The sequence below is a fragment of the Mesorhizobium sp. M1C.F.Ca.ET.210.01.1.1 genome, assembly GCF_004791585.1.
Lineage (GTDB): Bacteria > Pseudomonadota > Alphaproteobacteria > Rhizobiales > Rhizobiaceae > Mesorhizobium.
In genome coordinates this window covers 43631-69790 of record NZ_SRUU01000017.1, presented here as the reverse complement: position 1 = coordinate 69790, position 26160 = coordinate 43631, and the positions used below count along the sequence as shown (strand labels likewise).

29 protein-coding genes are annotated in these 26160 nt (G+C 64.1%); 18 read left to right on the top strand and 11 right to left on the bottom strand.

The window, feature by feature from the left end; translation table 11 throughout:
• Positions 1 to 144 precede the first annotated feature (144 nt).
• Both EN853_RS35315 and EN853_RS35310 read left to right on the top strand, forming a co-directional pair.
• Positions 145 to 1575: a caspase domain-containing protein gene (locus tag EN853_RS35315; protein WP_348631592.1), complete on the top strand. Its 1431-nt coding sequence runs from the start codon at positions 145 to 147 to the stop codon at positions 1573 to 1575.
• Complete coding sequence (locus EN853_RS35310) at positions 1482 to 2831, top strand: hypothetical protein (RefSeq protein ID WP_348631850.1); 1350 nt, start codon at positions 1482 to 1484, stop codon at positions 2829 to 2831. The genes EN853_RS35315 and EN853_RS35310 overlap by 94 nt, the downstream gene beginning before the upstream one ends.
• Before the next feature lie 126 nt (positions 2832 to 2957).
• Here the strand turns inward: EN853_RS35310 and EN853_RS19770 are convergent, their stop codons facing one another.
• Complete coding sequence (locus tag EN853_RS19770) at positions 2958 to 3503, bottom strand: transglutaminase-like cysteine peptidase (RefSeq protein ID WP_245517126.1); 546 nt, start codon at positions 3501 to 3503, stop codon at positions 2958 to 2960.
• A gap of 19 nt (positions 3504 to 3522) precedes the next feature.
• Here EN853_RS19770 and EN853_RS34650 point away from each other — a divergent pair, with 19 nt between their 5' ends.
• Positions 3523 to 3714 (top strand): hypothetical protein, encoded by a 192-nt coding sequence (locus tag EN853_RS34650; RefSeq protein WP_245517125.1) that lies wholly within the window; start codon positions 3523 to 3525, stop codon positions 3712 to 3714.
• 62 nt (positions 3715 to 3776) lie between these two features.
• Here the strand turns inward: EN853_RS34650 and tldD are convergent, their stop codons facing one another.
• The 3 genes from tldD to EN853_RS19755 all read right to left on the bottom strand — a co-directional run bounded on the left by tldD (position 3777) and on the right by EN853_RS19755 (position 6309).
• A complete protein-coding gene (gene tldD, locus EN853_RS19765) occupies positions 3777 to 5189 on the bottom strand; it encodes a metalloprotease TldD (protein ID WP_127861135.1) in 1413 nt (470 codons plus the stop codon).
• Positions 5190 to 5264: 75 nt separating this feature from the next.
• A complete protein-coding gene (locus EN853_RS19760) occupies positions 5265 to 5756 on the bottom strand; it encodes a GNAT family protein (RefSeq protein ID WP_127861136.1) in 492 nt (163 codons plus the stop codon).
• Positions 5757 to 5766: 10 nt separating this feature from the next.
• Positions 5767 to 6309 carry an invasion associated locus B family protein gene (locus EN853_RS19755; protein WP_127861137.1) on the bottom strand — a complete coding sequence of 181 codons (543 nt, stop codon included), beginning with the start codon at positions 6307 to 6309 and terminating at the stop codon, positions 5767 to 5769.
• Between the two features lie 328 nt (positions 6310 to 6637).
• On the opposite strand from EN853_RS19755, the gene coxB reads away from it, so the two are divergent.
• From coxB to EN853_RS19685, 14 genes are all read left to right on the top strand, one after another.
• Positions 6638 to 7522 carry a cytochrome c oxidase subunit II gene (gene coxB, locus EN853_RS19750; RefSeq protein WP_127861138.1) on the top strand — a complete coding sequence of 295 codons (885 nt, stop codon included), beginning with the start codon at positions 6638 to 6640 and terminating at the stop codon, positions 7520 to 7522.
• 38 nt (positions 7523 to 7560) lie between these two features.
• A complete protein-coding gene (ctaD, locus tag EN853_RS19745; protein WP_127861139.1) occupies positions 7561 to 9210 on the top strand; it encodes a cytochrome c oxidase subunit I in 1650 nt (549 codons plus the stop codon).
• A 74-nt stretch (positions 9211 to 9284) separates the two neighbouring features.
• Positions 9285 to 10229: a heme o synthase gene (locus EN853_RS19740; RefSeq protein WP_127861140.1), complete on the top strand. Its 945-nt coding sequence runs from the start codon at positions 9285 to 9287 to the stop codon at positions 10227 to 10229.
• Complete coding sequence (locus EN853_RS19735) at positions 10226 to 10408, top strand: hypothetical protein (RefSeq protein ID WP_127861141.1); 183 nt, start codon at positions 10226 to 10228, stop codon at positions 10406 to 10408. The genes EN853_RS19740 and EN853_RS19735 overlap by 4 nt, the downstream gene beginning before the upstream one ends.
• A gap of 7 nt (positions 10409 to 10415) precedes the next feature.
• Complete coding sequence (locus tag EN853_RS19730; RefSeq protein WP_127861142.1) at positions 10416 to 11042, top strand: cytochrome c oxidase assembly protein; 627 nt, start codon at positions 10416 to 10418, stop codon at positions 11040 to 11042.
• Between the two features lies 1 nt (position 11043).
• Positions 11044 to 11925 carry a cytochrome c oxidase subunit 3 gene (locus EN853_RS19725; RefSeq protein ID WP_127861143.1) on the top strand — a complete coding sequence of 294 codons (882 nt, stop codon included), beginning with the start codon at positions 11044 to 11046 and terminating at the stop codon, positions 11923 to 11925.
• Between the two features lie 83 nt (positions 11926 to 12008).
• Complete coding sequence (locus EN853_RS19720) at positions 12009 to 12395, top strand: DUF983 domain-containing protein (RefSeq protein WP_127861144.1); 387 nt, start codon at positions 12009 to 12011, stop codon at positions 12393 to 12395.
• Entirely contained in the window at positions 12392 to 13147 is a 756-nt protein-coding gene (locus EN853_RS19715) for an SURF1 family protein (RefSeq protein WP_167524529.1), read from the top strand. Before EN853_RS19720 ends, EN853_RS19715 begins: the two co-directional genes overlap by 4 nt.
• A 77-nt stretch (positions 13148 to 13224) precedes the next feature.
• The gene (gene ispH, locus EN853_RS19710) at positions 13225 to 14229 is read left to right on the top strand and encodes a 4-hydroxy-3-methylbut-2-enyl diphosphate reductase (RefSeq protein ID WP_127861145.1); all 1005 of its coding nucleotides are present in this window, start codon (positions 13225 to 13227) and stop codon (positions 14227 to 14229) included.
• 6 nt (positions 14230 to 14235) lie between these two features.
• Complete coding sequence (locus EN853_RS19705; RefSeq protein ID WP_127861146.1) at positions 14236 to 15198, top strand: homoserine kinase; 963 nt, start codon at positions 14236 to 14238, stop codon at positions 15196 to 15198.
• Positions 15195 to 15728 carry a ribonuclease HI gene (gene rnhA, locus EN853_RS19700; protein ID WP_127861147.1) on the top strand — a complete coding sequence of 178 codons (534 nt, stop codon included), beginning with the start codon at positions 15195 to 15197 and terminating at the stop codon, positions 15726 to 15728. Before EN853_RS19705 ends, rnhA begins: the two co-directional genes overlap by 4 nt.
• 31 nt (positions 15729 to 15759) lie before the next feature.
• On the top strand, positions 15760 to 16359 hold the full coding sequence (locus tag EN853_RS19695) for a histidine phosphatase family protein (protein ID WP_189343900.1): 600 nt from the start codon (positions 15760 to 15762) through the stop codon (positions 16357 to 16359).
• Positions 16360 to 16432: 73 nt separating this feature from the next.
• A complete protein-coding gene (locus EN853_RS19690) occupies positions 16433 to 16714 on the top strand; it encodes a type II toxin-antitoxin system ParD family antitoxin (RefSeq protein ID WP_127861149.1) in 282 nt (93 codons plus the stop codon).
• A complete protein-coding gene (locus EN853_RS19685; protein ID WP_127861150.1) occupies positions 16704 to 17015 on the top strand; it encodes a type II toxin-antitoxin system RelE/ParE family toxin in 312 nt (103 codons plus the stop codon). Before EN853_RS19690 ends, EN853_RS19685 begins: the two co-directional genes overlap by 11 nt.
• 4 nt (positions 17016 to 17019) lie before the next feature.
• On the opposite strand, the gene EN853_RS19680 is transcribed toward EN853_RS19685, so the two are convergent.
• From EN853_RS19680 to EN853_RS19670, 3 genes are all read right to left on the bottom strand, one after another.
• Positions 17020 to 17496, bottom strand: a complete 477-nt coding sequence (locus EN853_RS19680; protein WP_127861151.1) for a DUF2938 domain-containing protein — start codon at positions 17494 to 17496, stop codon at positions 17020 to 17022.
• Positions 17496 to 17978 carry a peroxiredoxin gene (locus EN853_RS19675; protein ID WP_127861152.1) on the bottom strand — a complete coding sequence of 161 codons (483 nt, stop codon included), beginning with the start codon at positions 17976 to 17978 and terminating at the stop codon, positions 17496 to 17498. The genes EN853_RS19680 and EN853_RS19675 overlap by 1 nt, the downstream gene beginning before the upstream one ends.
• Before the next feature lie 138 nt (positions 17979 to 18116).
• Positions 18117 to 18923, bottom strand: coding sequence for a protein-disulfide reductase DsbD domain-containing protein (locus EN853_RS19670; protein ID WP_127861209.1), 807 nt, complete (start codon positions 18921 to 18923; stop codon positions 18117 to 18119).
• Positions 18924 to 19050: 127 nt separating this feature from the next.
• Between EN853_RS19670 and EN853_RS19665 the strand changes: the two genes are divergently transcribed.
• Complete coding sequence (locus EN853_RS19665) at positions 19051 to 19659, top strand: YqgE/AlgH family protein (RefSeq protein WP_127861153.1); 609 nt, start codon at positions 19051 to 19053, stop codon at positions 19657 to 19659.
• A gap of 183 nt (positions 19660 to 19842) precedes the next feature.
• Here EN853_RS19665 and EN853_RS19660 read toward each other — a convergent pair whose 3' ends face one another.
• Genes EN853_RS19660 through thrC form a run of 4 tightly spaced genes read right to left on the bottom strand, consistent with a single transcriptional unit; the run spans position 19843 to position 26050 of the window.
• The gene (locus EN853_RS19660) at positions 19843 to 22731 is read right to left on the bottom strand and encodes an EAL domain-containing protein (RefSeq protein WP_127861154.1); all 2889 of its coding nucleotides are present in this window, start codon (positions 22729 to 22731) and stop codon (positions 19843 to 19845) included.
• A gap of 3 nt (positions 22732 to 22734) precedes the next feature.
• Positions 22735 to 23331 (bottom strand): GNAT family protein, encoded by a 597-nt coding sequence (locus EN853_RS19655; protein WP_127861155.1) that lies wholly within the window; start codon positions 23329 to 23331, stop codon positions 22735 to 22737.
• A gap of 14 nt (positions 23332 to 23345) precedes the next feature.
• Complete coding sequence (locus EN853_RS19650; RefSeq protein WP_127861156.1) at positions 23346 to 24638, bottom strand: pitrilysin family protein; 1293 nt, start codon at positions 24636 to 24638, stop codon at positions 23346 to 23348.
• A 14-nt stretch (positions 24639 to 24652) separates the two neighbouring features.
• Complete coding sequence (gene thrC / locus EN853_RS19645) at positions 24653 to 26050, bottom strand: threonine synthase (RefSeq protein WP_127861157.1); 1398 nt, start codon at positions 26048 to 26050, stop codon at positions 24653 to 24655.
• Between the last annotated feature and the right edge of the window lie 110 nt (positions 26051 to 26160).

Below are 26160 nucleotides of genomic sequence, written 5' to 3'. Positions count from 1 at the left end.
CAAGAAATTTTGTGAAGTCTCTGTTCTTTCGACGAAATTGCGCCCTAAAGCCGCCTTTTTGCAGGGTCTTAATTTCGAGCTGTAGGGAAACATTCCTGCCTCTCCGGCGTTAGTGTCTGAGCGGACAGCGGATGGCGGATTGCAATGCGCACGCTTCACAAATACCTCGGCCTCATCCTCGTTCTCATCGTGTTCGCCATCGCGTCCGCGACAAGCGCGCTTGCGCAGGAGCAAAAACGCCTAGCCTTTGTCATCGGCAATGGCGCCTATCAGTTCGGTGAACTCGCGACGGCCGCCAATGATGCGGGCCTGATCGGACAGACGTTGCAGGCGGCCGGTTTCGATGTGGTCGGCGCGCGCGATGTCGATCAGGAATCGCTGCGCGGCGCCTATCGCGATTTCCTCGCCAAGGTTTCGGAAGCCGGTCCCGATGCGGTCGTTTTCGTCTACCTAGCCGGCCATGGCGTGCAGTTCGAAGGTGAGAACTATTTCCTGCCGGTCGACGCCCGGATTGTGAATCCGACTGATGTGCCGATCCAGGCCGTGCGCATCTCCGATCTCACCAGGCCGCTCGTCGCCATGCCGACGAAGGTCAACATCGTCGTGCTCGACGCGGCGCGCCCGAACGCTTTCCCACAATCGAACCAGCCGCTGGCCGGCGGCCTCGCCTTGGTCGATCCCGACCCGAACATGCTGATTGCCTTCAATGCCGCTCCCGGAACTGTCGCGTTCGAAGGCAAGGGCCCTTACGGCGCCTATGCCCAGGCGCTTGCCGAGATGATGCGTGAGGGCGGCCTGCCGCTCGAAGACGTATTCGACCGTACGCGCCTGCGCGTCAACGAAGTGACGCAAGGCGCCGAATTGCCGTGGGACGCCTCGAGGATCACCGCGCCGTTCGTTTTCTTCGACCGCGCGCCGGATGCGCCCGCGCCCAAGGTTTCCGAAGCCGAATCCCAGGCCAACCGGACAAGGGAGATTCGCGATTTCGATGCCCACGACGCCTATGAAGCGGCCCTCGATCGCGACACGATGCGCGGCTACCAGGACTTCCTCATCGCCTATCCGCACGATCCGATGGCCAAGCGGGTGCGCGCCATCATCGCGGCGCGGCGCGAGGCGATCACCTGGCGCCAGACCTGGATGCGGGACACGCCGGAAGCCTACTGGTCCTACTTGGACCGCTATCCGCACGGACCGCATGCCTGGGACGCGCGCCGCCGGCTAAGGCATTTCGACGCCGAGCTGGAGCCGCCACCGAGCTTCGCCGTGATTATCTATGACGTGCCGCCGCCGCCGGAGGAGGAGATCATCTATGTCGATCGCCCGGTGCTCTATTTCGACGATTTCGATTTCGAACCGCCGCCGCCGGTCACGATCATCTTCCTGCCACCGCCGCCGCCGGATTTCATCGTGCTGCCGCCACCGCGGCCGCCGGTCGATGTCTTTGTTCTGCCGGTGCCGGTCTTCGTGCCCGTGCCCGTATGGGTCAGGCACCGCCGCATGACATCGTGCCGCCGCCGGACAACATCATCTTCAACAACATCCACAACGCGACGGTCATCAACAACACGGTGATCAACAACGAGACCGTCAATCAGGCCGGACAGCCAAGCGGCAATGCCGAGGGTGGCCTCACCACTCGCCAGAAAATGACCGGAGCTGCCGTCGGCACCGGCGCTGCGCTGGCTGCAAGGGTCGCGCTGCCGCCGGTGCTGAGGAAGAGGGCGGCCACGTCCGGTCGCGCCCAGTACAATCAGGAGCAGAGCGGCTTGCCGGTGAAGCCCGGCCAGCGCGCTATCCAGGGCCAGCAGCCTGGTGTCGCGAACCCGCAGTCGGAGGTCCCCTCCACAACCCGCAGGCTCTCAACCGAACACGCCTTGCCGGGAGCCGGTGGCAAAGCGCTGCCGCTCGTCAACGGCAAACCGGTGCTCGGCGGCCGGAATTTGCCAGGCAACAAGTCGAGGAAGCAGTTCGGCAGGCAAGGCATTGTGGGCGGCAACCAGGAGGCGACGGGAAATGCCGGCGCCGCCGCGACCGGAGAGCAGGGCACCGGTCAGCAGAAGGGCAAGAAATTGCGCAAGCTGCCTACCGTAAACGGCATGCCGGCCGACAATGGCCAGGGCGCCCAGCAGAGATTCGGGAAGAACAATCCGAACGTGCCGTCCGGCAAACCCAAGAAGCTGACGCGCAGGGATTTGTCCGCCGGCCAGGCAATTGTCGAACCGGGCGATCAGGGCTCGGCCAACCGCGACAACAAGAGCAGGAAATTCCGCAAGCTGCCGACCGTCAACGGTGAGCCGGCCGACAACCGGCCGAGCGTGCAGAAACGGCTAAGGAGGAACAATCCGGACGTGTTCTCCGACCAGACTCAGGGCCCGGCCAGCGGGAATGACCGCGGCAGGAAGTTCCGCAGGCTGCCGACCGTCAACGGTGAGCCGGCCGACAACGGGCCGAGCATGCAGAAGCGGCTCAGAAGGAACAATCCGAGCGTGTTCTCGGACGAGAATCAGGGTTCGGTCGGCGGGAACGACAGGAGCAGGAAGTTCCGCAGGCTGCAGAACGAAGAAGGTTCCGCCGGTCCGGAAGTCAACGTGCAGCGCAACTTCAAGGTCAACAGGCCGAACGAGAATGCGCAGCGCCAGTTCAGGCAGGAAAGGCCTAACGAGCAGGTGCTGCGGCCGCAAAGATCGGAGCCGAAGCCGGAATTCCGCGCGCAGCCGAGACCGCAGATGCAGGAACGCCGTCTCCCGCAGCAGCAGCCGCCGCCGCAACAGCAATTCAAGAAGAAACCGTCTTGCGGACAGCAGGGCGAACCGGCCTGCCAGCAATAGGCTGTCGCGGAGGGGAGCAGTCCCAGGAAAAGTGTGGAACGGGTTTCCATCCGGAACTGTGCGATAACAGCCCTCAAGGGCGCACAGTTCGGTAGGCCGCTCGGTCTATGAGCCCGGCGACACTCGTCAGGTCTTGGGCGTGCCGCCTCGCTGGTTGATCGACACCCAGATGTTCGGGTTCTGCTGCGACTGGCGTTTTAGGAAATAATAGCCGGTCGCGTTCCAGGGCCGGACTTCGTCGACCAGATTGTCGAGGACGAGATCGCCCTTGTCGGTCTTCACCGTCAGGATGGTGTGGCCTTCATTGTTGAGGTCGCGCACCACTGTCATCAGCAGCGCCTGCCTGGGAAATCCCGCTTCCATGAGAAGCTTGCGCTTGTAGAGCGCGTAGATCTTGCAGTCGCCCTTGCCGTCCACCGGATAGTCCCAGTGGTCCATCATCGTGCCCCAGTGATCGTAGTTGCTGACGGGCTTGATGGCGCGGTTCGCCTTCTGGTTTATCCGCTTGAGGGTGCGCATGTTCTGCTGGGTCAGCTTGACGCTCGCGGCCTGCAGGGCAGGCACTTTGCACTCTTTTGGCCGGCGGTGGCAGAAATCGAGCCAGCCATAAGGGACGCTGGTGCGTCCTCCGACCGCGGCGGAGCGGAGGTCGACTGCGACTGGCTGCGCCATGGTCGGACTGGATGGCCGCTTGAACAATGTCGACTGCGCCGCCGCCGTGCCGACAGAGAGCGACGTGGCGCCGATCAATGACAAAAGGAGGAGGGAAGAGGTCAGGACGCCAGGGGAATGCACCACTGCTAACACCACCGCAACGAGAAGACTGGTGCAAGCTAATGCGGAAACGGCGGCCGGCGCAATTGAACAATTAATAATCTGCTAACACGATCGTGTTTGCGTCCGGAAGGATCGCTACGCTTCTTGCATACCTCGCCGTGCTGGGCTTCAAACCCTGGTGCCGCCCACCGTCATCTGGTTCATCCTCAGATGCGGCTGGCCGACGCCGACTGGCACGCCCTGTCCGGCCTTGCCGCACATGCCGATGCCTTTGTCGAGCTTCATGTCGTTGCCGACCATGGTGACGCGATGCATGGCGTCGGGCCCGTTGCCGATCAGCATCGCGCCCTTGATCGGCTGCGTTACCTTGCCGTTTTCGATCATGTAGGCCTCGGTGCAGCCGAACACGAACTTGCCTGAGGTGATATCGACCTGGCCGCCGCCGAAGGAGACGGCATAGATGCCGTTTTTGACCGAGGCGATGATCTCCTCCGGGTTCATGTCGCCCGAGGTCATGTAGGTGTTGGTCATGCGCGGCATCGGCTGATGCGCGTAGCCCTCGCGCCGACCGTTGCCGGTCGCCTTCATGCCCATCAGCCGAGCGTTCTGGCGGTCCTGCATGTAGCCGACCAGTTTGCCGTCCTCGATCAGCACGTTGCGGGCCGAGGGCGTGCCTTCGTCGTCGACGGTGAGCGAGCCGCGCCGCTCGGCGATCGTGCCGTCATCGACCACGGTGACGCCCTTTGCCGCGACCTGCTGACCCATCAGGCCGGCGAAGGCCGACGTCTTCTTGCGGTTGAAATCGCCCTCCAGCCCGTGGCCGACCGCCTCGTGCAGCATCACGCCCGGCCAGCCGCTGGAAAGCACGATGTCGAATGTGCCGGCCGGCGCCGGAATGGCCTCGAGATTGACCAGCGCCTGCCTGAGCGCTTCGCTCGCTGCATGTTTCCAGCTTTCCTCGGTCAGGAATTCGCCAAAGCTCTTGCGGCCGCCCATGCCATAGGAGCCACTTTCCTGCCGGTCGCCATCGCCGACCACCACTGAGACGTTGATCCTGACGAGCGGGCGGATGTCGCGCACCACCTGGCCGTCGCCGCGCACGATCTCGACATGCTGCCAGGACGCCGCGAGCGAGGCCGTCACCTGGCGCACGCGCGGATCGGCGGCCCGCAGCCAGCCGTCGATCTCCTGCAGCAGCTTGGCCTTGGCCTCGAAGCTGGGCGAGGGGATCGGGTTCTCGTCGCCGTAGAGGTGGCGATTGGTGCGGGCGGGCGCCGCGGCCAGCGTTCCCGAATAGCCGCCCTTGACCGCCGAGACGGCGTCGGCCGCGCGCAGCAGCGAGGCCTCGGAAAGATCGCTGGAATGCGCATAGCCGCTCGCCTCGCCGGCGACGGCGCGCAGGCCGAAACCCTGGTCGGTGTTGAAATTGGCCGTCTTCAGCCGTCCGTTGTCGAACATCAGCGCCTCGCTCTCGCTGTATTCGAGGAACAGCTCGCCATCGTCGGCGCCCTTGATGGTGTCGGCGACGATCTCTTTGACGCGGTCGTCGGAAATGTCGAATTGGCCGATCAGGCTGTTCATGCGCGTGCCTTTCAGTAAGCGGTTCCACGGGGATGTAGGCGTCGCGGCGCCGTTCGGCAATCTTCGAAGCAGATGCTAAGTCAGCCGTCGCGCCATCACGACTTCGTCTATCTCCCGGCCCTCATGAAGGAGACCACCGGGTATGCAGCCGATTTGGTGGAAACCCTCGCGCAGATAGAACCGCATGGCCGCCGGATTTTCAGCACTTACAGCCAGTTCGACCTGCCTTATACCCAAGGCGCGAGCGTGATCGAGCAGTAGATTGAGCATCGCGACTGCATGCCCACCGCCACGCTCCGAGCCACGCAAATAGACCATGACGATGGTAGCGCGATGCGCCATCTTGCTGGCCTGTTGCCGCATCAGGCCCATCAGGCCGACAGGCTCCTGGCCCTGAAAGCTGACGACGACTGGATTGTTGGCCAGGCGCCGCCGCCATTCCTCGTCTGGCAGACTTTCCCAATCCGCTGCGCTGCTGGCGAAGGCTTCGGGAGCTGCACGCAAGGCCTCCAGGCGAATTCGCTTCAAGATCTCGACGTCGTCCGGATCCAGCAATTTCAAGGCCAAACGGGCAGTCTCAAGGCAGGGCGGCGAAGCCTTCGGCGAATCCCTTGAGATCGACGGGAATGCCGATACCTTCTTCCGGCGTCTGGAAGACGATGAAGGTGGCCGAGGTGCCGCTCTTCAGCGTGTCGAGCAGCGGCTTCTCGAGGATCACTTCCGCATAGCAGCCGTCCTGGAAGCAGCGCACGAAATAGGCGCGGCCGATGTCCTTGCCGTCGACGTTGAGGCCAAGCCCGTTGGGTAGCAGCACACCGAGCGGCGCTAGCACCCGCAGGATCTCGGCCTTGTTGTCGGCGGTGCGCAGCACCACGACGGAAAGCCCCATTTCCGGACGGTCCTCGGCGACGACGTTCTGCATCATCACGCATTGCTCGGAGGTCGCGCCGACCGGCGTGTCGCAGATGATCGACCACGCCCCATGCGTCGACTTGACCGTGCCGCTGGGTGGCGCGGCGGTCTGCGGCGGCGCGGCGCTCGCCGCGCCGGTCAGGCTGGCGCCAAGCAAGGCGGCAAGGAAGACAACCTTCGCCAGGGGTCTCGAAAGCCAGGAAGTCATGACGGCTCCATTGCGAATCACGGCACTTTAAGCTGCGCCAAGGCCAAGTAAAGGACGAGACCGTTGCCGACCCGCCCCGATACCGGCAATTACGCGCTTTTCCAGAGCAAATTCGCCCGAATTGCGACCGTCCGGCGTGTGGCGCGGCGAAGGCCGAGGATGGCCTTCGGGCTGCGCGCAAAAATGCCGCACGGTTTCCTCCGCTCCTTCCTTGCAGAGGGAAATAGAGTATGGTTTGAACCACCTTAGGGACAGACCGGGATTCCCAATCCCGGCGTCGTTCGTTATTGGTGCGATCCGATCGCAGGAAGTGGGAGACGAGAGGGCGATGAGAAAATTCCTGGCAAGCGCCAAATTGCTGGCAGGTGCTGCACTTGCTGGCGCGCTCCTCGCCGGCACCTCCGCCTATGCGGATCAGCCGCGGCCATGGGAGACCAGCTTCCAGGCGCCTGCGACCGACATGATGCGGCAGATCGAATGGTTCGGGAACTATACCTTCGCCTTCATCGTGGTGATCACCCTTCTGGTGCTGGTCCTGCTGGCTTATTGCATCCTGCGGTTCCGCGCGAGCGCCAATCCGGTGCCTTCAAGGACCAGCCATAACACGCTGATCGAGGTGATCTGGACGGTCGGCCCGGTCGTGGTGCTGCTGCTCATCGCCATTCCGTCCTTCCAGCTGCTCACCGCGCAGTACACGCCGCCGGAAGAGGCCAAGCTCACCGTCAAGGCGACCGGCAACCAGTGGAACTGGGACTACGAATACCAGGTCGACAAGAGCTTCTCCTTCAACTCGGCGATCCTCCAGGATGGCGACCGCGCCAAGGCCGGCAAGGAAGACCGCAGCCTCTATCCGCGCCTGCTTGCCGTCGACAACGAACTGGTGGTGCCGGTTAATACCATGACCCGCGTGTTGATCACCGCCACCGACGTCATCCACTCCTTCGCCGTGCCGTCCTTCGGCATCAAGATGGACGCCGTGCCCGGCCGCACCAACGAGACCTGGTTCAAGGCGGACAAGGAAGGCCTTTATTACGGCCAGTGCTCGCAGCTCTGCGGCAAGGACCACGCCTTCATGCCGATCGCGGTCCGCGTCGTTTCCGACGCGCAGTTCAAGACCTGGCTGGAGGCGGCCAAGACCGACGTGCCTGCCGCCAACAAGGCGCTGATGGCCGAGATCGATGGTACCAACAAGGTAGCGGCCGCTGGCAACTGATGCCGCGGGTTAGCAAGAATTAGGGAACGGAGCGGAATATGGCAGAGGCTGCAGCTCACGAGCACCACGACCACAGGCCGCATGGCTGGGTCCGTTGGGTGTATTCGACCAACCACAAGGACATCGGCACGCTCTACCTGATCTTCGCGATCATCGCTGGCATTATCGGCGGCGCGCTTTCGGTCGCCATCCGCATGGAGCTGCAGGAGCCGGGCATCCAGATCTTCAGTGGCCTGGCGCAGATGGTCTACGGCATGCAGGGTGACGCTGCTATCGACGGCGGCAAGAGCATGTACAATGCCTTCGGCGCCGCGCACGGCCTGATCATGATCTTCTTCATGGTGATGCCGGCCCTGATCGGCGGCTTCGCCAACTGGATGGTGCCGATCATGATCGGCGCGCCGGACATGGCCTTCCCGCGCATGAACAACATCTCCTTCTGGCTGCTGCCGCCGGCCTTCCTGCTGCTGCTCGGCTCGATGTTCGTGCCGAGCGCGCCTGGCGCCTTCGGCGTCGGCGGCGGCTGGACGATCTATCCGCCGCTCTCGACCTCCGGCCAGCCTGGCCCCGCAATGGACTTGGCGATCCTATCGATCCACATCGCCGGCGCCTCGTCGATCCTCGGCGCGATCAACTTCATCACCACCATCTTCAACATGCGCGCGCCCGGCATGACGATGCACAAGATGCCGCTGTTTGCCTGGGCGGTGCTGATCACGGCCTTCCTGCTGCTCCTGTCGCTGCCGGTTCTGGCGGGTGGCATCACCATGCTGCTCACGGACCGCAACTTCGGCACCTCCTTCTTCGTGCCGGACAATGGCGGTGACCCGCTGCTCTTCCAGCATCTGTTCTGGTTCTTCGGTCATCCCGAGGTGTACATCCTGATCCTGCCGGGCTTCGGCATCATCAGCCACATCGTCTCGACCTTCTCGAAGAAGCCCGTCTTCGGCTATCTCGGCATGGCCTACGCCATGGTCGCGATCGGCGCCGTCGGCTTCATCGTCTGGGCGCACCATATGTACACGACCGGCCTGTCGCTCGACACGCAGCGCTATTTCGTGTTCGCCACCATGGTCATCGCGGTGCCGACCGGCGTGAAGATCTTCTCCTGGATCGCCACCATGTGGGGCGGCTCGATCTCCTTCAAGCCGCCGATGCTGTGGGCGCTGGGCTTCATCTTCCTGTTCACGATCGGTGGCGTCACGGGCGTCCAGCTGGCCAATGCCGGCCTCGACCGCTCGCTGCACGACACTTATTTCGTGATCGCCCACTTCCACTACGTGCTGTCGCTGGGCGCAGTCTTCGCCATCTTCGCCGGCTGGTACTACTGGTTCCCGAAGATGACCGGCTACATGTACTCGCCGGTGATCGCCAACACCCACTTCTGGGTCACCTTCGTCGGCGTCAACCTGATCTTCTTCCCGCAGCACTTCCTCGGCCTCGCCGGCATGCCGCGCCGCACCGTCGACTATCCGGATGCGTTCGCCGGCTGGAACATGATCTCGTCCTACGGCTCCTACATCGCAGCCGTCGGTGTTGCGATCTTCCTCTACGGCGTGTTCGAAGCCTTCCAGAAGAAGCGCGTCGCGGGCGCCAATCCGTGGGGCGAGGGTGCCACCACGCTCGAATGGCAGCTGCCGTCGCCGCCGCCGTTCCACCAGTGGGAACAGCTGCCGAAGATCAAGTAAGGCGGCTGCCCGAAATACGAGACCGCCGGCGAACCGGCGGTCTTGGCCAACGGAATGATGGACTTTAAGTACGCATGGCCCTTGCCAACCACAAATTGATGGAGGAAGCGGGCTTTCGCATGTCGGAAGCAACCGCGGGCGATTTCTTCGCCCTCCTGAAGCCGCGCGTCATGTCGCTGGTCGTCTTCACGGCCTTTGTCGGCATGGTCGCGGCGCCCGTCGCCATCAATCCGCTGCTGGCGGTGATCGCCATCCTGGCAATCGCCATCGGCGCCGGCGCCTCGGGCGCGCTCAACATGTGGTACGACGCCGACATCGACGCGGTGATGACCAGGACCGCCGGACGTCCGGTGCCGGCCGGCCGCGTCACGCCCGGCGAGGCGCTGAGCTTCGGCCTGGTGCTCTCGGTGCTGTCGGTGATGACGCTGGGCGTGCTGGTCAACTGGCTGTCGGCGGCGCTTCTTGCCTTCACCATCTTCTTCTATGCCGTCGTCTACACGATGTGGCTGAAGCGCTGGACGCCGCAGAACATCGTCATCGGCGGCGCCGCCGGCGCCATCCCGCCGGTGATCGGCTGGGCGGCCGTGACCGGATCGGTCAGCCTCGAAAGCCTGATCCTCTTCCTCATCATCTTCCTGTGGACGCCACCGCATTTCTGGGCCCTGGCGCTGTTCAAGTCCGATGACTACGCCCGCGCCGGCATCCCGATGATGCCGAACGTCGCCGGCCATGCCTCGACCCGACGCCAGATCCTTGCCTATGCGTTGATCCTGGCGCCGGTCGGCGTGCTGCCTTGGGGCCTCGGCTACACCACCGCTGCCTATGGCGTGGTCTCGGCCATGCTGGGCCTGGGCTTCGTCTGGTATGCCTGGAAGGTGCTCGGCATGGCCGACGACGATCGCGCGATGAAGCCGGCCAAGGCGCTGTTCGGCTATTCGCTCCTCTACCTCTTCGCAATCTTCGCCGCCTATCTCGTCGATAGCGTGGTCGCACGCGCGCTCATGACGGGGGGAGCATGATCGTGGCCGACAAGAACCTCGAACTTGTGACCTTGACCGAGCGCCAGCAGAAGGCGCGGCGCAACCGCTCCGTCGCTATCGGCGTGGCGCTGGCCGCGCTCGTCATCATCTTCTACGTCGCGACCATCGTGAAGTTCGGCCACAATGCTTCTGGCCTCACGCCTACGAACTTGATGTGAGACGGCGATGAGCGGCGAGACCACACCCATCAGGAAGAACGGCAACCGCGCCATCGTGGCGGTCTGCCTGGCCTTCTTCACCGGCATGGTCGGCATGGCCTACGCGGCGGTGCCGCTTTACAAGATGTTCTGCCAGGCCACCGGCTATGGTGGCACGACGCAGCGTGCCGAGAAGCAATATGCCGGCCGCGTGCTCGACCGTGACATCACCATCCGCTTCGACGCCAACACCAACGGCATTCCGTGGCAGTTCGAGCCCGTCGCCCGCTCCGTGACGATCAAGGTCGGCGAGACCACGCAGGCGCATTACAGCGCCACCAACAAGTTCGATCGCCCCATCACCGGCCGCGCTTCCTTCAACGTGCAGCCGGAAATGGCAGGCGCCTATTTCAACAAGGTGGAGTGCTTCTGCTTCACCGACACGACGCTGAAGCCCGGCGAGACGCTGGACATGCCGGTCGTGTTCTACGTCGATCCAGACATCGTCAATGTACCGGAACTGAAGGACTTGAAGACCATCACCCTGTCCTACACCATGTTCCCGGTCGAAAAGAAACAGCCGGTCGCCTCGTCCGCGCCGGTCGCTGGCAGCAGCAACAAAGTTCCAGATTCCGAAGCAAGCCTCGGGGGTTGATATGGCAGACGCGCACGCAAAACCGAACCACGACTACCATCTCGTCAATCCCAGCCCCTGGCCTTTCCTGGGCTCGATCGGCGCGCTGGTCACGGCCATCGGCGGCGTGTGCCTGATGCAGTATCTGAAGGCCGGCAACTTCCCGGTCTTCGGCCACAACATTGCCAATCCGTGGCTGTTCTTCATCGGCCTGATCATCGTGCTTTACACGATGTTCGCCTGGTGGTCGGACACCATCAAGGAAGCGCATGAGGGCCACCACACGCGCGTCGTGTCGCTGCATCTGCGCTACGGCATGATCATGTTCATCGCCTCCGAGGTGATGTTCTTCGTCGCCTGGTTCTGGGCCTTCTTCGACGCCAGCCTGTTCCCCGGCGAGGCGGCGCAATATGCCCGCACCACCTTCACCGGCGGTGTCTGGCCGCCGAAGGGCCTGGAGGTCCTCGACCCCTTCCACCTGCCGCTTTACAACACCATCATCCTGCTCACCTCGGGCACGACGGTGACCTGGGCGCACCACGCGCTGCTGCACGGCGACCGCAAGGGCCTGATCAACGGCCTGGCGCTGACCGTCGGCCTCGGCATGCTGTTCACCATGGTGCAGGCCTACGAGTACATGCACGCTCCGTTCGCCTTCAAGGATTCGATCTACGGCGCCACCTTCTTCATGGCGACCGGCTTCCATGGCTTCCACGTCATCATCGGCACCATCTTCCTGCTCGTCTGCCTGGTGCGCGCGATGCGCGGCGACTTCACCCCGAAGCAGCATTTCGGCTTCGAGGCGGCCGCCTGGTACTGGCACTTCGTCGACGTGGTCTGGCTGTTCCTGTTCAGCTGCATCTATGTCTGGGCCTCGAATGGGGCGTTGATCGAAGCCCATTGAACCGACGGTTTTCGGAATCCCAAAGGCGGCTGCGGCGACGTGGCCGCCTTATCTTTTTCAGCGAAAGGGCCTAGGGTGCGGATATGAGCGAAGACAAGGCGATCTGGCCTCCCATCGACCCGGTTTCGGCCGGCCTGCATGGCCGCTGCCCGCGCTGCGGCGAGGGCAAGCTGTTCTCCGGCTTCCTCACCGTCGGCAAGCGGTGCCACAGTTGCGGCCTCGACTATTCTTTTGCTGACGCCGGCGACGGCCCGGCCGTCTTCGTCATCCTGATCATCGGCTTCATCGTCGTCGGCCTGGCGCTGTGGATGGAAGTGACGCTGAGCCCGCCGCTCTGGCTGCATTTTATCTTGTGGATACCGCTGGCGCTGGTGCTGAGCCTGACGGCGTTGCGCCTGATCAAGGGCGTGCTGATCACCCTGCAATACTCGAAGAAGGCCGCGGAAGGCAGGCTGGACAGCAGCCAATGAGCGATGCGATCGGTTCGATTGCCGGCCCTTCGCGGCCGCGCTCGGCGTTGCTGCTTGGTCTCGGCCTCGTCCTGTTCGCCATTCTCCTCGGTCTCGGCACTTGGCAGGTGCAGCGCCTGCACTGGAAGGAAGGCCTGCTCGAGACCATCGACCGGCGCACCCATGCGGCGGCGCTGCCTTTGGCCGACGTCGAGAAAGAGTTCGCCGCCTCTCACGATGTCGACTACACGCCGGTGACGGTGACCGGCACTTTCCTGCACCAGGGCGAGCGGCATTTCTTTTCCACTTGGGAAGGTGACACCGGCTTCAATGTCTACACGCCCCTGCAGCTCGACGACGGCCGCTTCGTGCTCGTGAATCGCGGCTTCGTTCCCTACGACCTGAAGGACCCGGCCAAGCGCCGGCAGGGCGAGGTCGGCGGCAAGGTGACGGTGACCGGGCTTGCACGCAATCCGCTGCCTGGGAAGCCCTCGATGATGCTGCCCGACAACGATGTCGCCAAGAACATCTTCTACTGGAAGGACCGCGACGTCATGGCCTCGAGCGCGGGCCTGCCCGCCGGCGCCGTGCTGGCGCCGTTCTTCATCGATGCCGACAAGACGCCGAATCCCGGCGGCCTGCCGGTCGGCGGCGTCACCATCATCGATCTGCCGAACAACCACCTGCAATATGCCGTCACCTGGTATGGCCTGGCGGCCGCCCTTGCCGCCGTGCTGATCCTCAGGCTCCGCCGCCCGGCGAAAGAAGGGTGAGCGCCGCCGCTCTTGACAGGGCAGGGCTGCACGCCTCATTTCGCCTCCAGCTTTCCGACTGAAACCGGCCCGCTTCGATGATTGAGAAAAAGCCACCGCTGACGATCAGGCTCTGCCAGCCGCGCGGCTTCTGCGCCGGCGTCGACCGCGCCATCCAGATCGTCGTGTTGGCGCTGAAGAAATACGGCGCGCCGGTCTATGTCCGCCATGAGATCGTGCACAACCGCTATGTCGTCGAGGGGCTGCAGAGCCTGGGCGCGGTGTTCATCGAGGAACTGTCCGAGATCCCGCCCGAGCATCGTCAGTCGCCGGTCGTCTTTTCCGCCCATGGCGTGCCGAAATCGGTGCCGGCCGATGCCGAGGCACGAAACCTGTTCTATCTCGACGCCACCTGTCCGCTGGTGTCGAAGGTGCACAAGCAGGCGATGCGCCACCAGCGGCTTGGCCGCCATGTGCTCCTGATCGGCCATGCCGGCCACCCGGAAGTGATCGGCACGATGGGCCAGTTGCCGGAGGGCGCGGTGACCCTGATCGAGACCGAGGCGGACGCAGCCACCTTCGTGCCGGCGGACCCTGCCGCGCTCGGCTTCGTCACCCAGACGACGCTGTCGGTCGAGGACACCGCCGGCATCATCCGGGCGCTGCGGGAGCGCTTCCCGGAGCTTCACGCGGCGGCTGCCGAATCGATCTGCTACGCCACCACCAACCGCCAGGAGGCGGTGAAGGAAACGGCCGCCGGCGCCGATCTCTTCCTCGTCGTCGGCGCGCCGAACTCGTCCAACTCGCGGCGCCTTGTCGAAGTGGCGGAGCGAGCCGGTGCCGCGATGTCGCTTCTCGTGCAGCGGGCTTCCGAAATTCCGTGGCATGAGATCGGCGAGATTTCGACGCTCGGCCTGTCGGCCGGCGCCTCGGCGCCCGAAATCATCGTCGATGAGATCATCGACGCGTTCCGGCAGCGCTTCGACGTCACCATCGACCTGGCTATCACGGCCACCGAAACGGAGGATTTTCCGGTGATGCGGGTGTTGCGCGATGTCGAACTGACGGCGGCCGACATGGCCTTCGTCAACGGAGCCGCGTGAACCCAAATGGCCGTCTACACCGACGTCAACGAAAACGAGCTCAGCGCGTTCCTGAAAGCCTACCCGGTGGGCGAGCTCCTGTCCTACAAGGGCATCGCCGAGGGCACCGAGAACTCGAATTTTCTCGTCCACGCGTCCACCGGCTCTTACATCCTGACGCTCTACGAGAAGCGCGTCGACAAGGCCGACCTGCCCTTTTTCCTCGGCCTGATGGGCCATCTGGCGCGAAAGGGCATTTCCTGCCCGCTTCCGGTCACCGCGCATGACGGCACCGTCATCGGCACGCTCGCCGGCCGGCCGGCCGTCATCATCACCTTCCTCGAGGGCCTGTCGCTCAGACGGCCGACGGCGGCCCATTGCGGCGAGGTCGGCAAGGCGCTGGCCGCGCTCCATCTCGCCGGCCGGGATTTTCCGATGCATCGGCCGAACGCGCTTGCCATCGACGGCTGGCGCAAGCTCTGGGCCGCGTCACGCGAGCGCGCCGACGAGGTCGAGCCAGGGCTGGCGGCAGAGGTCGACGCCGACTTCGCGGATTTCGAACGCAACTGGCCGGCCGACCTGCCGCGAGGCATCATCCATGCCGATCTCTTCCCGGACAACGTCTTCTTCCTCGGCGAGAAGCTGTCCGGGCTGATCGACTTCTATTTCGCCTGCGACGACCTCTACGCCTATGATGTCGCCACATGCCTCAACGCCTGGTGTTTCGAGAAGGATTTTTCCTTCAACCTCACCAAAGGCACGGCGCTGCTTGCCGGCTACCAGTCGGTGCGGCCGCTTGGAGGCGACGAGAAGGCGGCGCTGCCGATGCTGGCGCGTGGTTCGGCGCTGCGCTTCATGCTGACCAGGCTCTATGACTGGCTGACCATCCCCAATGGCGGCCTGGTGATGAAGCGCGATCCGACCGAATATATCCGCCGCATGCGCTTCCACCGGGCGATCAGATCGCCATCCGAATACGGGCTGATATGAACAAAGAGATCGAGATCTTCACCGATGGCGCCTGCTCGGGCAATCCTGGGCCAGGCGGCTGGGGCGCCGTGCTGCGCTACAACGGCGTCACCAAGGAGCTGTCGGGCGGCGAGGCCGAGACCACCAACAACCGCATGGAACTGCTTGCAGCCATCACCGCGCTCAACGCGCTGAAGGAGCCCTGCACGGTCGATCTTTATACCGACAGCAAATACGTCATGGATGGTATCTCCAAATGGATCCACGGCTGGAAGAAGAACGGCTGGAGGACCGGCGACAAGAAGCCGGTCAAGAACGGCGAACTGTGGCAGGCGCTCGACGAGGCCAACCGGCGCCACAAGGTCACCTGGCACTGGGTCAAAGGCCATGCCGGCCATCCGGAAAATGAGCGCGCCGACGAACTGGCAAGGCAAGGCATGGCGCCGTTCAAGAAGACATCGTCCAAGCCGATGGTGGCCGCGCCTAAGCCGGATGTTCAGCCAAAGCGGCCACTGGCCAAGGCTCCGCGCCGTTCGACCCAGAGCTATTGAGCTTCGGCTCCACTGGTGGGAAACCGCGGTCTTGTCGATTGCATACTATATCACTCATCCCCAGGTTCAGATCGACGCCGATATTCCCGTATCGGAGTGGGGTTTGTCCGAGCTCGGCCGCGCGAGAGCGAACGCGATGCTCGACCAGCCATGGGTCGGATCGATCCGGTGCATCGTCCCATCGGGCGAACGCAAGGCCATCGAAACTGCCGAGGTGCTCGCCGGGCGCCTTAACCTGACCGTAGAGGTGAGGGAGCGCATGCATGAGAATGACCGCTCGGCAACCGACTTCCTGCCGCCTCCGGAATTCGAGGCGGTCGCCGACCAGTTCTTCGCCAATCCGCATGTCAGCGTTCGCGGATGGGAGCGAGCCATCGATGCTCGACGTCGTATTGTGAGCGAAGTCGAGGCCGTGCTCGGATCCGGTGAAACCGGGGACATTGCGTTCGTAGGCCACGGCGGGGTGGGGACGCTTCTGTTGCTCCATCTCAGCGGCCAGGAAATCAGCCGCAAAGCGGATCAGCCGGCCGGTGGCGGCAACTATTTTGCCTACGATATCGGCGCGCGACACCTGATCCATGGATGGCTACCGATCGACAGTCCGGCGCCGCGTCTCGAGTTCGGCGAGTAGGACGCAGCGACCAGTTGATTGCAATCCAGCAAAGCGAGTAATATTTACTACCATAGAGCATGGATCGGACCCGATGGCGAACGTCGAAAAGTTAAGCGTGGCCGTTACGACGCAACAGGCAACAGTCATGCGCGAAGCTGTGGAAGCTGGCGAATACGCCACTACGAGCGAGATTGTGCGCGAAGCGATGCGGGACTGGTTGGCAAAGCGCGAATTGCGTCAGGAAGATGTGCGCCGGCTGCAGCGGCTCTGGGATGAAGGCAAGGCGAGCGGCAAGGCGGAACCTGTCGACTTCGATGCCTTGCGAAAAGAAGCTCGGCGCAAGCTTGCGGAAGCCGCGCCGAATGGCCGTTAAGGTCGTTTGGTCACCGGCGGCCAGAGCCGACCTCATCGATATTTACGTGACTATAGGCGGGGAGAACGCAACGGCCGCCGAACGCTATTATGCTTGGATAGAAGCGCGCGCGATGCAGTTGGCTGAACAGCCACGCATGGGGGTGAGACGGGCCGACATCAGGCCGTCCGCGCGAATGCTTGTGGCAGCACCGTTTATACTGCTTTACGAAACGATTCCGGACACGAACGATGGTCTTGTTGAACGGGTCGAGATCGTTCGTGTGGTGGACGGCCGCAGGGATTTGAAGCGTCTGTTCTGATCAACTAACGGATCAGCAGCGCCGTGGTGAACAGGCCGAGCGCGAACACGGTGTGCGAGACGAGGTTGAGCGCGCGCACCAACATCGGATTGGGCAGTTTGGACGCCGCCCAGCCGGCGCCCATGCCGGGCGCCAGCAGGAACCAGCCGGCGCCGACGGTGACGATGCCGAGGATGAAGGCCGGCAGGAGGGTCGGCGCGGCAAGCCAGCCCGCGCCCGCGAGCACGACCAGGATCACGCCATAGAGGATGCCGACGAGATAGTGGAATGCCCAGCCTAGCGCCTTTTCATGCGCATAGGGCGCGGCCTCGCCGATATCGTCGTGGAAGACCTTCTCGGGCAGGTGCCGGACCCAGCGGCCGACCAGTCCCCAATTCGGCCGCGGCAGGCCGAACGCCTTGTTGAGGACAATCGCCCAGACGTCCATGAAGACCGTGGCACCGATGCCGATCGCGATGGCGCGCCAGGCGATGTCGAGCATCAGAGCTGCTCGAGGATCTTGGCCGCGCCGCTCTCGTCGACACCCGGCTTGGTTTCGACATTGATCGCCACGACCTTGCCGTCGTTGACGATCATCGAAAAGCGCTTCGAGCGCAGCCCCATGCCGTTCGCGGAAAGGTCGTTGTCGAGCCCGACCGACTTGGCGAAGTCGCCGCTGCCGTCGGCCAGATAAAGGATCTTGCCTTCGCCACCGGTAAAGCGCGCCCAGGCGCCCATGACATGGACGTCGTTGACCGAGACGACAGCGATAGTGTCGACGCCGCGCGCTAGGATGGCGTCGTGGTTCTCGAGGTAGCCGGGCAGGTGGTTGTTGCTGCAGGTCGGCGTGAAGGCGCCGGGAACTCCGAACAGGACCACCTTCTTTCCAGCGAAGATTTCGGCGCCCGTGACCGGCTTCGCGCCGTCGTCGGTCATTACCTTGAAGGTCGCTTCGGGCAGTTTTTCGCCAACCGAAATGGTCATGGGTTCCTCGCTTGGGAGATGGGGAAGGATCTGTGCCTGCGTATCGGACTGAGCGGCTTCCCGCAACTGTTCACAGCAATTGCAGGAAAAGTGCGCAGGGGTTTCCCGTCCGGAATTGCGGCTCCATGAGGGCCTGGATCAAGGGAAAGGCAGCAACCCGTCCACCGCGCCCTCGGCACCGGTCAGCGTATAGTACAGCCCGCCGCCCGTGGGTGTCGCCGACGGTCGGTCGAGGATCGGCACGGTGAAGACGATCTTGCCGTCCTTCTCGCTGCGCACCGGCGCTCCGAACATGTAGTCGCGCTCGCCGGCGATGAAGAAGTCGACCGAATCCCGATCGCCCGGTGATTGGGCCTCGACGACAAGCGTCTCGTGGTCGCCGGGCAGCACGCTGATGCCGAAATCGGGCCGTGCCGGCGAGGGCAGCGTCGCGAGCGCCGTCTTCACCAGCGCCGCGTCGGTGGCGTTGTCCGGATCGGAAGCGGGGTCGACGCTGAGCCGCGTCTGCACCGGAATGCAGATCGTCTCGCAGATGCCGAGGAAGACGTTGGCGTCGATGGTCGCCGGCTGGTCGGGCGAAGACAGCGTGAAGGTCACCGGCAGCGACACCGGGCGGTCGTAGCCGGCCCATTTGCCGTAGCCGTCGTCGTGGCGCTGCGGCGGCGGAAACGAAAGCCTTGCATCGGCGACGTTGGTGCTGGCCGAGACGTCGATCTGCGGTGGCACGCCGGCGTCGCCGGGGTCGCGCCAATAGGTTTTCCAGCCGGGCTTCAGCGCAATGTCGAGCACGCCGTGGATCTGGCCCGCCTCATCCGGCTTGCCGCTGGTCACCAACCGCACCTTGCCGCCTTCGCTGTTGTACCAGGCGGAGGACGACGCCTCGGCCGGCAGAGCCGCTCCCAAGCCGACGACGGCGCCCAGCGCCACAATATTCAGGTATCGCATGGCGTTGATTTGATCGCCCATTCTTGGCCGCGCAATGGTCTCATGTTCCTGCCGGTATCATATTTGCGTGACATCCGGCAGCCTCAGCATCTTTTCGGCGCCGCGGAAACGGGTTACGCTCAACCTCATGGACTTGTTGCGCCACAAAAAGATGGCCGCCGGGCGCGGCTTTCTCGACGATCAGTTCCTCATTGCCATGCCCGGCATGAAGGACGGCCGTTTTACGCGCTCGGTCATCTATATCTGCGCCCACAGCGACGAGGGCGCGATGGGCCTGATCATCAACCAGACGCAGCAGATGCTGTTTCCCGACCTTTTGGTGCAGCTCGGCATCATGAACGAGCAGGAGGCGATCCGCCTGCCGGCCCATGCCCGCGACTTCGTCGTGCGCAACGGCGGCCCGGTCGACCGCAGCCGCGGCTTCGTGCTGCATTCCGGCGACTATCGGGTGGAATCCTCGCTCAACGTCTCGGACGACATCTGCCTGACCGCGACCGTGGACATCCTGCGCGCCATCTCGACCGGCCGCGGGCCGCGTCATGCGCTGATGGCGCTCGGCTATTCCGGCTGGGGCGCCGGCCAGCTCGAAAGCGAGATCGCCGAGAACGGCTGGCTGACCTGCCCGGCGACGACGGAACTTCTGTTCGATGCCGACATCGAGCGCAAATACGACCGCATCCTCGCCTCGATCGGCATCGATCTCGCCCATCTCAGCGCCGCCGCCGGCCACGCCTAGGCCTCGCCTTCGCCTGCGGGGACCTTGTTGCATCGGATCATCATAAACGTCGGAGATTGGCCGAGCCACCTCAGCTTCGTCATCCTAGGGCGAAGCAAGGAACGAACCGACGCGCGTAGACCCTAGGATGACGAGGTTGGAAGGCCTCCGCTCAGCCTGCGAGCACCGACGCGCTACGCCAAGCTAAGCCTGCGTCAGCGGATACTGCTCCCTCAAGGTCTTAAGCACTTGGTCGCCGGGCATCGGTGCGCCGAACATGAAGCTCTGGACGTATTCGCAGCCCATCTGGCGCAGCTCCAGCGCGTCGCTCTCGTCGGAGATACCTTCGGCGACGACCGACAGGCCGAGCTCATGCGCCATGTTGACCATGGACTTGAGCAGCACGGCCCGCTTCGGCGTCGCGTCGTCGACGAAGCTCTTGTCGATCTTGATCGTGTCGAAGGGGAAGCGCGTCAGGTAGGACAGCGAGGAATAGCCGGTGCCGAAATCGTCGAGCGACAGCCCGATGCCGAGCTGCTTCAGCTTGGTCAGCACATGCGCGGTCTGCTCGGGATTGTCCATCACCAGGGATTCGGTGAGCTCGAGCCGGAAGCAGCGCGGCTTCAGGTTGGCGCGCGCGATGACCGATCGGACGTCGCTGACGAGGTCGCGGCGGATGAGTTGCCGGCTGGACAAGTTGACCGAGACCGAGAGCGGCGCGTCGCCGATCTGCTTCTGCCAGGTCGCCAGGTCCTCGGCCGCCTGCTGCATGGCGAACAGCCCGAGCTGCACGATCAGACCACAATTCTCGGCCACCGGGATGAAGTCCCCCGGCGGGATCATGCCGCGCCTGGGATGATCCCAGCGCAGCAAGGCCTCGAAGCCGGCGACGCTGCCGTCCTCCAGCCGCACGATCGGCTGGTAGGCGAGCGTGAATTCGCGCCGCTCGATGGCGCGGCGAAGGTCGGATTCGAACTGCAGCCGGTCGGTGCCAACGGTGCGGAAGGCCGGCCGGAACGGCTCGATCCTGTCGCCGCCGAAGCGTTTGGCCTGGTGCATGGCAAGCTCGGCGTCCTTGACCATGTCCTCCGACGAGGTCTGCGCCGTCGTCCAGGTGATCAGGCCGATCGAGGCGGTGAGCACGATCTCGCGCTTGGCGAAGGTGATCGGGTTGTTGATCGCATGCTTGATGGCGTCGGCCATCGCCGCGATGCGGGCTGGGTCCTGGTCGGAAAGCAGCATCAGCGCGAACTGGTCGCCGGCAAAGCGCGACAGTGAATCCTTGGGTTTCAAGAGCCGGTGCAGCCGGCGCGCGATGGTGAGCAGGATGGTGTCGCCGGCCGAGATGCCGAGACCGTCATTGACCTGCTTGAAGCGGTCGATGTCAATGACGAACACGGTGGGGCGAACCTTGTCCTCGGTGCGGGCGATCGAGATGATCGCCTCCAGCCTATTCATGAACAATTCGCGGTTCGGCAGACCGGTGAGGTTATCGTGCACAGCGTCGTGCAGCAGCCTTTCCTCGGACTTCTTCTGCTCGGTGACGTCGACCATCGTGCCGACGCAGCGGATCACCTCGCCGTCCGACCCGATCACCGGCCGCGCCCTCAGCGAGAACCAGTGATAGTGGCCGTCGGCGCCGCGCAGGCGGAAATTCTGCGCCACGCGGCCGCGGCGGTGCTCAAGCACCACGTCGAGCGTGGTGCGGAAGGTGTCGCGGTCGTCGGCATGCAGCACCGGCAGCCAGTTGCGCGCCGCGCCCGACAGGCTGTTGGGGGCAAGGCCGAGCTGCATGCTGATGTCGGGCTTGGTCACCACGCGGTCGCGCAGCACGTCCCAGTCCCACACGATGTCGCCCGATCCGGCAACCGCGAGCGCCTGGCGCTCGAGGTCGGAGAACAGGCCCTGGTGCAGCGCGCCGCCGGCAAAGGCGTGCTGCATGACGGTGAAGCCGATCAGAAGGATGATGAGGATCAGGCCGCCGCCTAGCGCCGGCTGGGCAATATCGTTGTCCAGCATGCCGGTGATGGCCATCCACGAGCCGCATAGCCACAAGAGAACCATGACCCAGCTAGGCACCAGCATGATCGCGCGGTCATAACCGCGGATGCCGAGGAAGATGATGAGGCCGAGCCCGGTGAGCGCGGTTGCCGCGAAGGAGATGCGGGCGATGCCGGCGGCGACCGCCGGATCGACGATGGCCACGCCCGCGATGAGCAGCAGACCCAGAATCCACACCAGCGCGCCATAGCTGAAATGGCCGTGCCATCGGTTGAGATTGAGATAGGCGAACAGGAACACCACGAAGGTCGCGGCCAAGGCCACCTCGGTGCCCGCCCGCCACATCTGCTCGTTGCCGGGCGAGATCTCGATGACCTTGTTGAGGAAGCCGAAATCGACGCAGATATAGGCGAGCACCGCCCAGGCGAGCGCGGCGGTGGCCGGGAACATCGAGGTTCCCTTGACCACGAACAGGATCGTCAGGAACAGCGCCAGAAGCCCGGCTATGCCGATGACGATGCCGCGAAACAGCGTGTAGGAATTGACCGAGTCCTTGTAGGATTCAGGTTCCCAAAGATAGACCTGGGGCAGCTTCGGCGAGGCAAGCTCGGCCACGAATGTGACCACCGTGCCGGGGTTCAGCGTCACCCGGAAGACGTCGGCATCCGGGCTGGTCTGGCGGTCGAGCGCGAAGCCTTCGCTAGGCGTGATCGCCGCGATGCGAGTCGAGCCGAGGTCCGGCCAGAAGATGCCGGAATTCACCAGGCGGAAATGCGGCGCGACGATCAGTCGGTCGAGCTGCTGGTCGGTGGTATTGGCGAGCGCGAACACCGCCCAGTCGCCGGTCGAGCGCGCGTCCTTGGCCTCGACCTCGATGCGCCGCACGATGCCGTCAGGGCCGGGCGCGGTGGAAACCTGGAAATTCTCGCCCTGGTTCGGGTAGATCTCGAGGGCGCCCGAGAGGTCGAGCGCCTTGTCGTCGCGGGCGATCTTGATCGGCTCGACGGCAAGCGCCGGCGCGGCTGCCGAAAGCGTGACGACGACGGCCAGGATGAGGGCGAACAGCGACGCGATTCGCGAAAAATTCGTCACATATCAGCCCTTCGTTCCATCACCCGGCGGATCGTCCGCGATCCGGGCGTAGAGGTAGTGATCCTGCCAGATACCGTTGATCCTGAGGTAGGATCGCAGAAGTCCTTCGCGCCGGAATCCGGCTTTTTCAAGCACGCGGATCGATCGGGCGTTGTCGGGAATACAGGCAGCCTCGATCCGGTGCAACCTCAGCGTATCGAAGGCGAAGCGCGACACCAGCTTGACCGCCTCGGTCATCAGGCCGCGGCCGCCGAAGCGCTCGCCGATCCAGTAGCCGATATGGCCGCTTTGCGAGACGCCGTGGCGGATGTTGCCGAGCGTGATGCCGCCGGCGAGCTTGCCGCTCGACTTCTCGAAGATGAAGAAGGCGATGGCCGTGCCTTGCGCATAATCCTCGCGGTAGCGGCCGATGCGCAGCCGCCAAGCGGCGCGGTCGAGCTCGTCCGGCTGCCAGCGCGGCTCCCAGGGCTCGAGGAAGGCGCGGCTTTCGCCGCGCAGCGTCGACCATTCGCGGTAGTCGTTGGTCAGCGGCACGCGCAGCGTGACCTTGTCGCCCTTCAGTGCCGGCAGGTCGCGGCGAAAGAAAGGAAGCGCGAACACGGCTTTTGGTCGGGCTAGACGGCGAGCTTGCGGGCCGTTGTCTGCGGGCCCGCAAGCGATTCGAGGATCGTCTCGTAGGGCGCCAGCGTGCCCACGGGGCCAACCGCCGTCAATGTAGGCTTGGTCGAGAACAGCCGCGACGAGAGGTCGGTCAGCCGCTCGACGGTGAGTGCCGCCAGCCGCTCCATCAGCTCTTCCTTGGCGATCGGACGGCCGAACAGAAGCAGTTGCCTGGCGATCTGCGAGGCGCGGCTGGCCGGGCTTTCGGCCGACATGATGAGGCCGGCGCGATATTGCGCGCGCGCCCGATCGAGCTCTTCCTGGAGGATGCTTTCGCCGGCTTTCTGCAATTCGTCGATGATGACCGGCACCAGCTTGGCGATATCGCTCTGCCCGGTGGCGGCGTGCACGCCGAAGATGCCGGTGTCGGAAAAGCCCCAGTGGAAGGCATAGACCGAATAGCATAGGCCGCGCTTCTCGCGCACTTCCTGGAACAGCCTCGACGACATGCCGCCGCCGAGGATCATCGACAGCACCTGAGAGGCGTAGAAGTCGCGCACGTGATAGGCGCGGCCCTCGAAGCCGAGCACGATCTGCGCGTCCATCAGGTCGCGGTCCTCGCGGAAGTCGCCGCCGACATATTGCGCATATTGCGGAATGCTGCTGTCGACCTTGGCGCGGAAGCCGCCGAGCTGCTTCTCGACTTCGCGCACGAAATTGTCGTGCTTGATGTCGCCGGCCGCCACGATCACCATCCGCTCGGCGCCATATTGCCGTTCGATGAAATCGTGCAGCTGCTTGGAGGTGAAGGACTTGACCGTCTCCGGCGTGCCGAGGATCGAGCGGCCGATGGTCTGGTGGCGGAAGGCGGTTTCGGTGAAGCGGTCGAAGACGATGTCGTCGGGTGTGTCGTGCGCGGCGCCGATCTCCTGCAAGATCACATGCTGCTCGCGCTCCAGTTCCTCGGGATCGAATTCCGATTCCTGCAGGATGTCGGCCAGGATGTCGACGGCGAGCGGCACGTCGTCGGAGAGCACCCTGGCGTAGTAGGACGTCGTCTCGACGCTGGTGGCGGCGTTGATCTCGCCGCCGACATTCTCGATTTCCGAGGCGATCTCGAAGGCGCTGCGCCGTTTCGTTCCCTTGAACGCCATGTGCTCGAGCAGGTGCGCCATGCCGTGCTCTTCGTCGCGTTCATTGCGTGCGCCTGACTTGACCCAGGCACCAAGGGCAACGGATTCGAGGCTTGGAAGGGTTTCGGTGGCGACTGTCAGGCCGTTCGACAGACGGCTTACCTCAACACCCATATGGCAACTACTCCCTAACGTGCCGCCCGCGTGTGGCGGCCCACGTAATCTTCCACCATTTTCAGGTCGGATGGAAGTATCGTGTATTTTTCGTCGGCTGTCATCAAGCCGCCCAGCCATGCCGGCAGGGCCGGCGTGATGCCGCTGGCGGCTTCGACCGCCGCCGGGAACTTCGCCGGATGCGCTGTGCCGAGCACCACCATGGGCACGGCGCCCGAAGCGTGGCCGGCCGCGACATGCACGGCGGCCGCCGTGTGCGGGTCGAGCAGATAGCTGCTCGCTTCGAGCGTCGAACGGATCGTGGCGGCGACCTCGTCGACGCTGGCGCGGCCGGCATCGAACTCGGCCCTTATCCGCGCCATTTCGCCCGCTTCGATGGTGAAGGCGCCGGACTGCTTGAGCCCGTTCATGTAGCGCCTGACGGTTGCGGCGTCGCGGCCCGCGGCCTCGAACAGCAGGCGCTCGAAGTTCGACGACACCTGGATGTCCATGGAAGGCGAGGTGGTGGCGAACACGCCCCTGGTCCGGTATTCGCCGCTCGACAGCGTGCGTGCCAATATGTCGTTGTCGTTGGTGGCGATGATCAGCCGCTCGACCGGCAGCCCCATGCGCTTGGCGGCATAGCCTGCGAAAATGTCGCCGAAATTGCCCGTCGGCACGGTGAAGGAGACCGGCCGGTCGGGCGCGCCGAGCGACAGCGCCGAGGAGAAATAATAGACGATCTGGGCCATGATGCGGGCCCAGTTGATCGAATTGACGCCCGACAGCGACACCCTGTCGCGGAAGGCGTGATCGTTGAACATCTCCTTCACCAGGCCCTGGCAATCGTCGAAATTGCCTTCGATCGACAGCGCATGGACATTCGCAGCGCTCGACGTCGTCATCTGCCGCTGCTGCACTGGCGAGACCTTGCCGTTGGGGAAAAGGATGAAGATGTCGGTGCGGTCGCGTCCGGCGAAGGCGTCTATGGCAGCGCCCCCGGTGTCGCCCGACGTGGCGCCGACGATGGTCGCGCGCTGGCCGCGTTCGGCAAGCACATGGTCCATCAGCCGCGCCAGCAACTGCATCGCCACGTCCTTGAAGGCGAGCGTCGGGCCGTGGAAGAGCTCGAGGATGAAGGTGTTGGTGCCGGCCTGTACCAGCGGGCAGACCGCGTCGTGCCGGAAAGTGGCGTAGGCTTCGCGCACCAGCCGCTCGAAGACGGGTGCGGCGATCTCGTCGCCGAGGAAAGGCGTCAGGACGCGGATGGCAAGGTCGGGATAGGCAAGCCCGCGCATGGAGCGGATGTCGGCGGCCGAGAACTGCGGCCATTCGCGCGGCACGTAAAGCCCGCCGTCGCGCGCCAGCCCGGCCAGCACCGCGTCGGAAAATCCAAGCACGGGCGCATCCCCGCGGGTACTCACATATTGCATCGCTAACAGTCCATTTGCTGCCGGCCGCGTCATCCACGACAAATTGGTTAATTTTCCGAACCGGCTCAGTCGCATTTTTGCCGCGGCGTTGATATACGTCACCGGCTTTG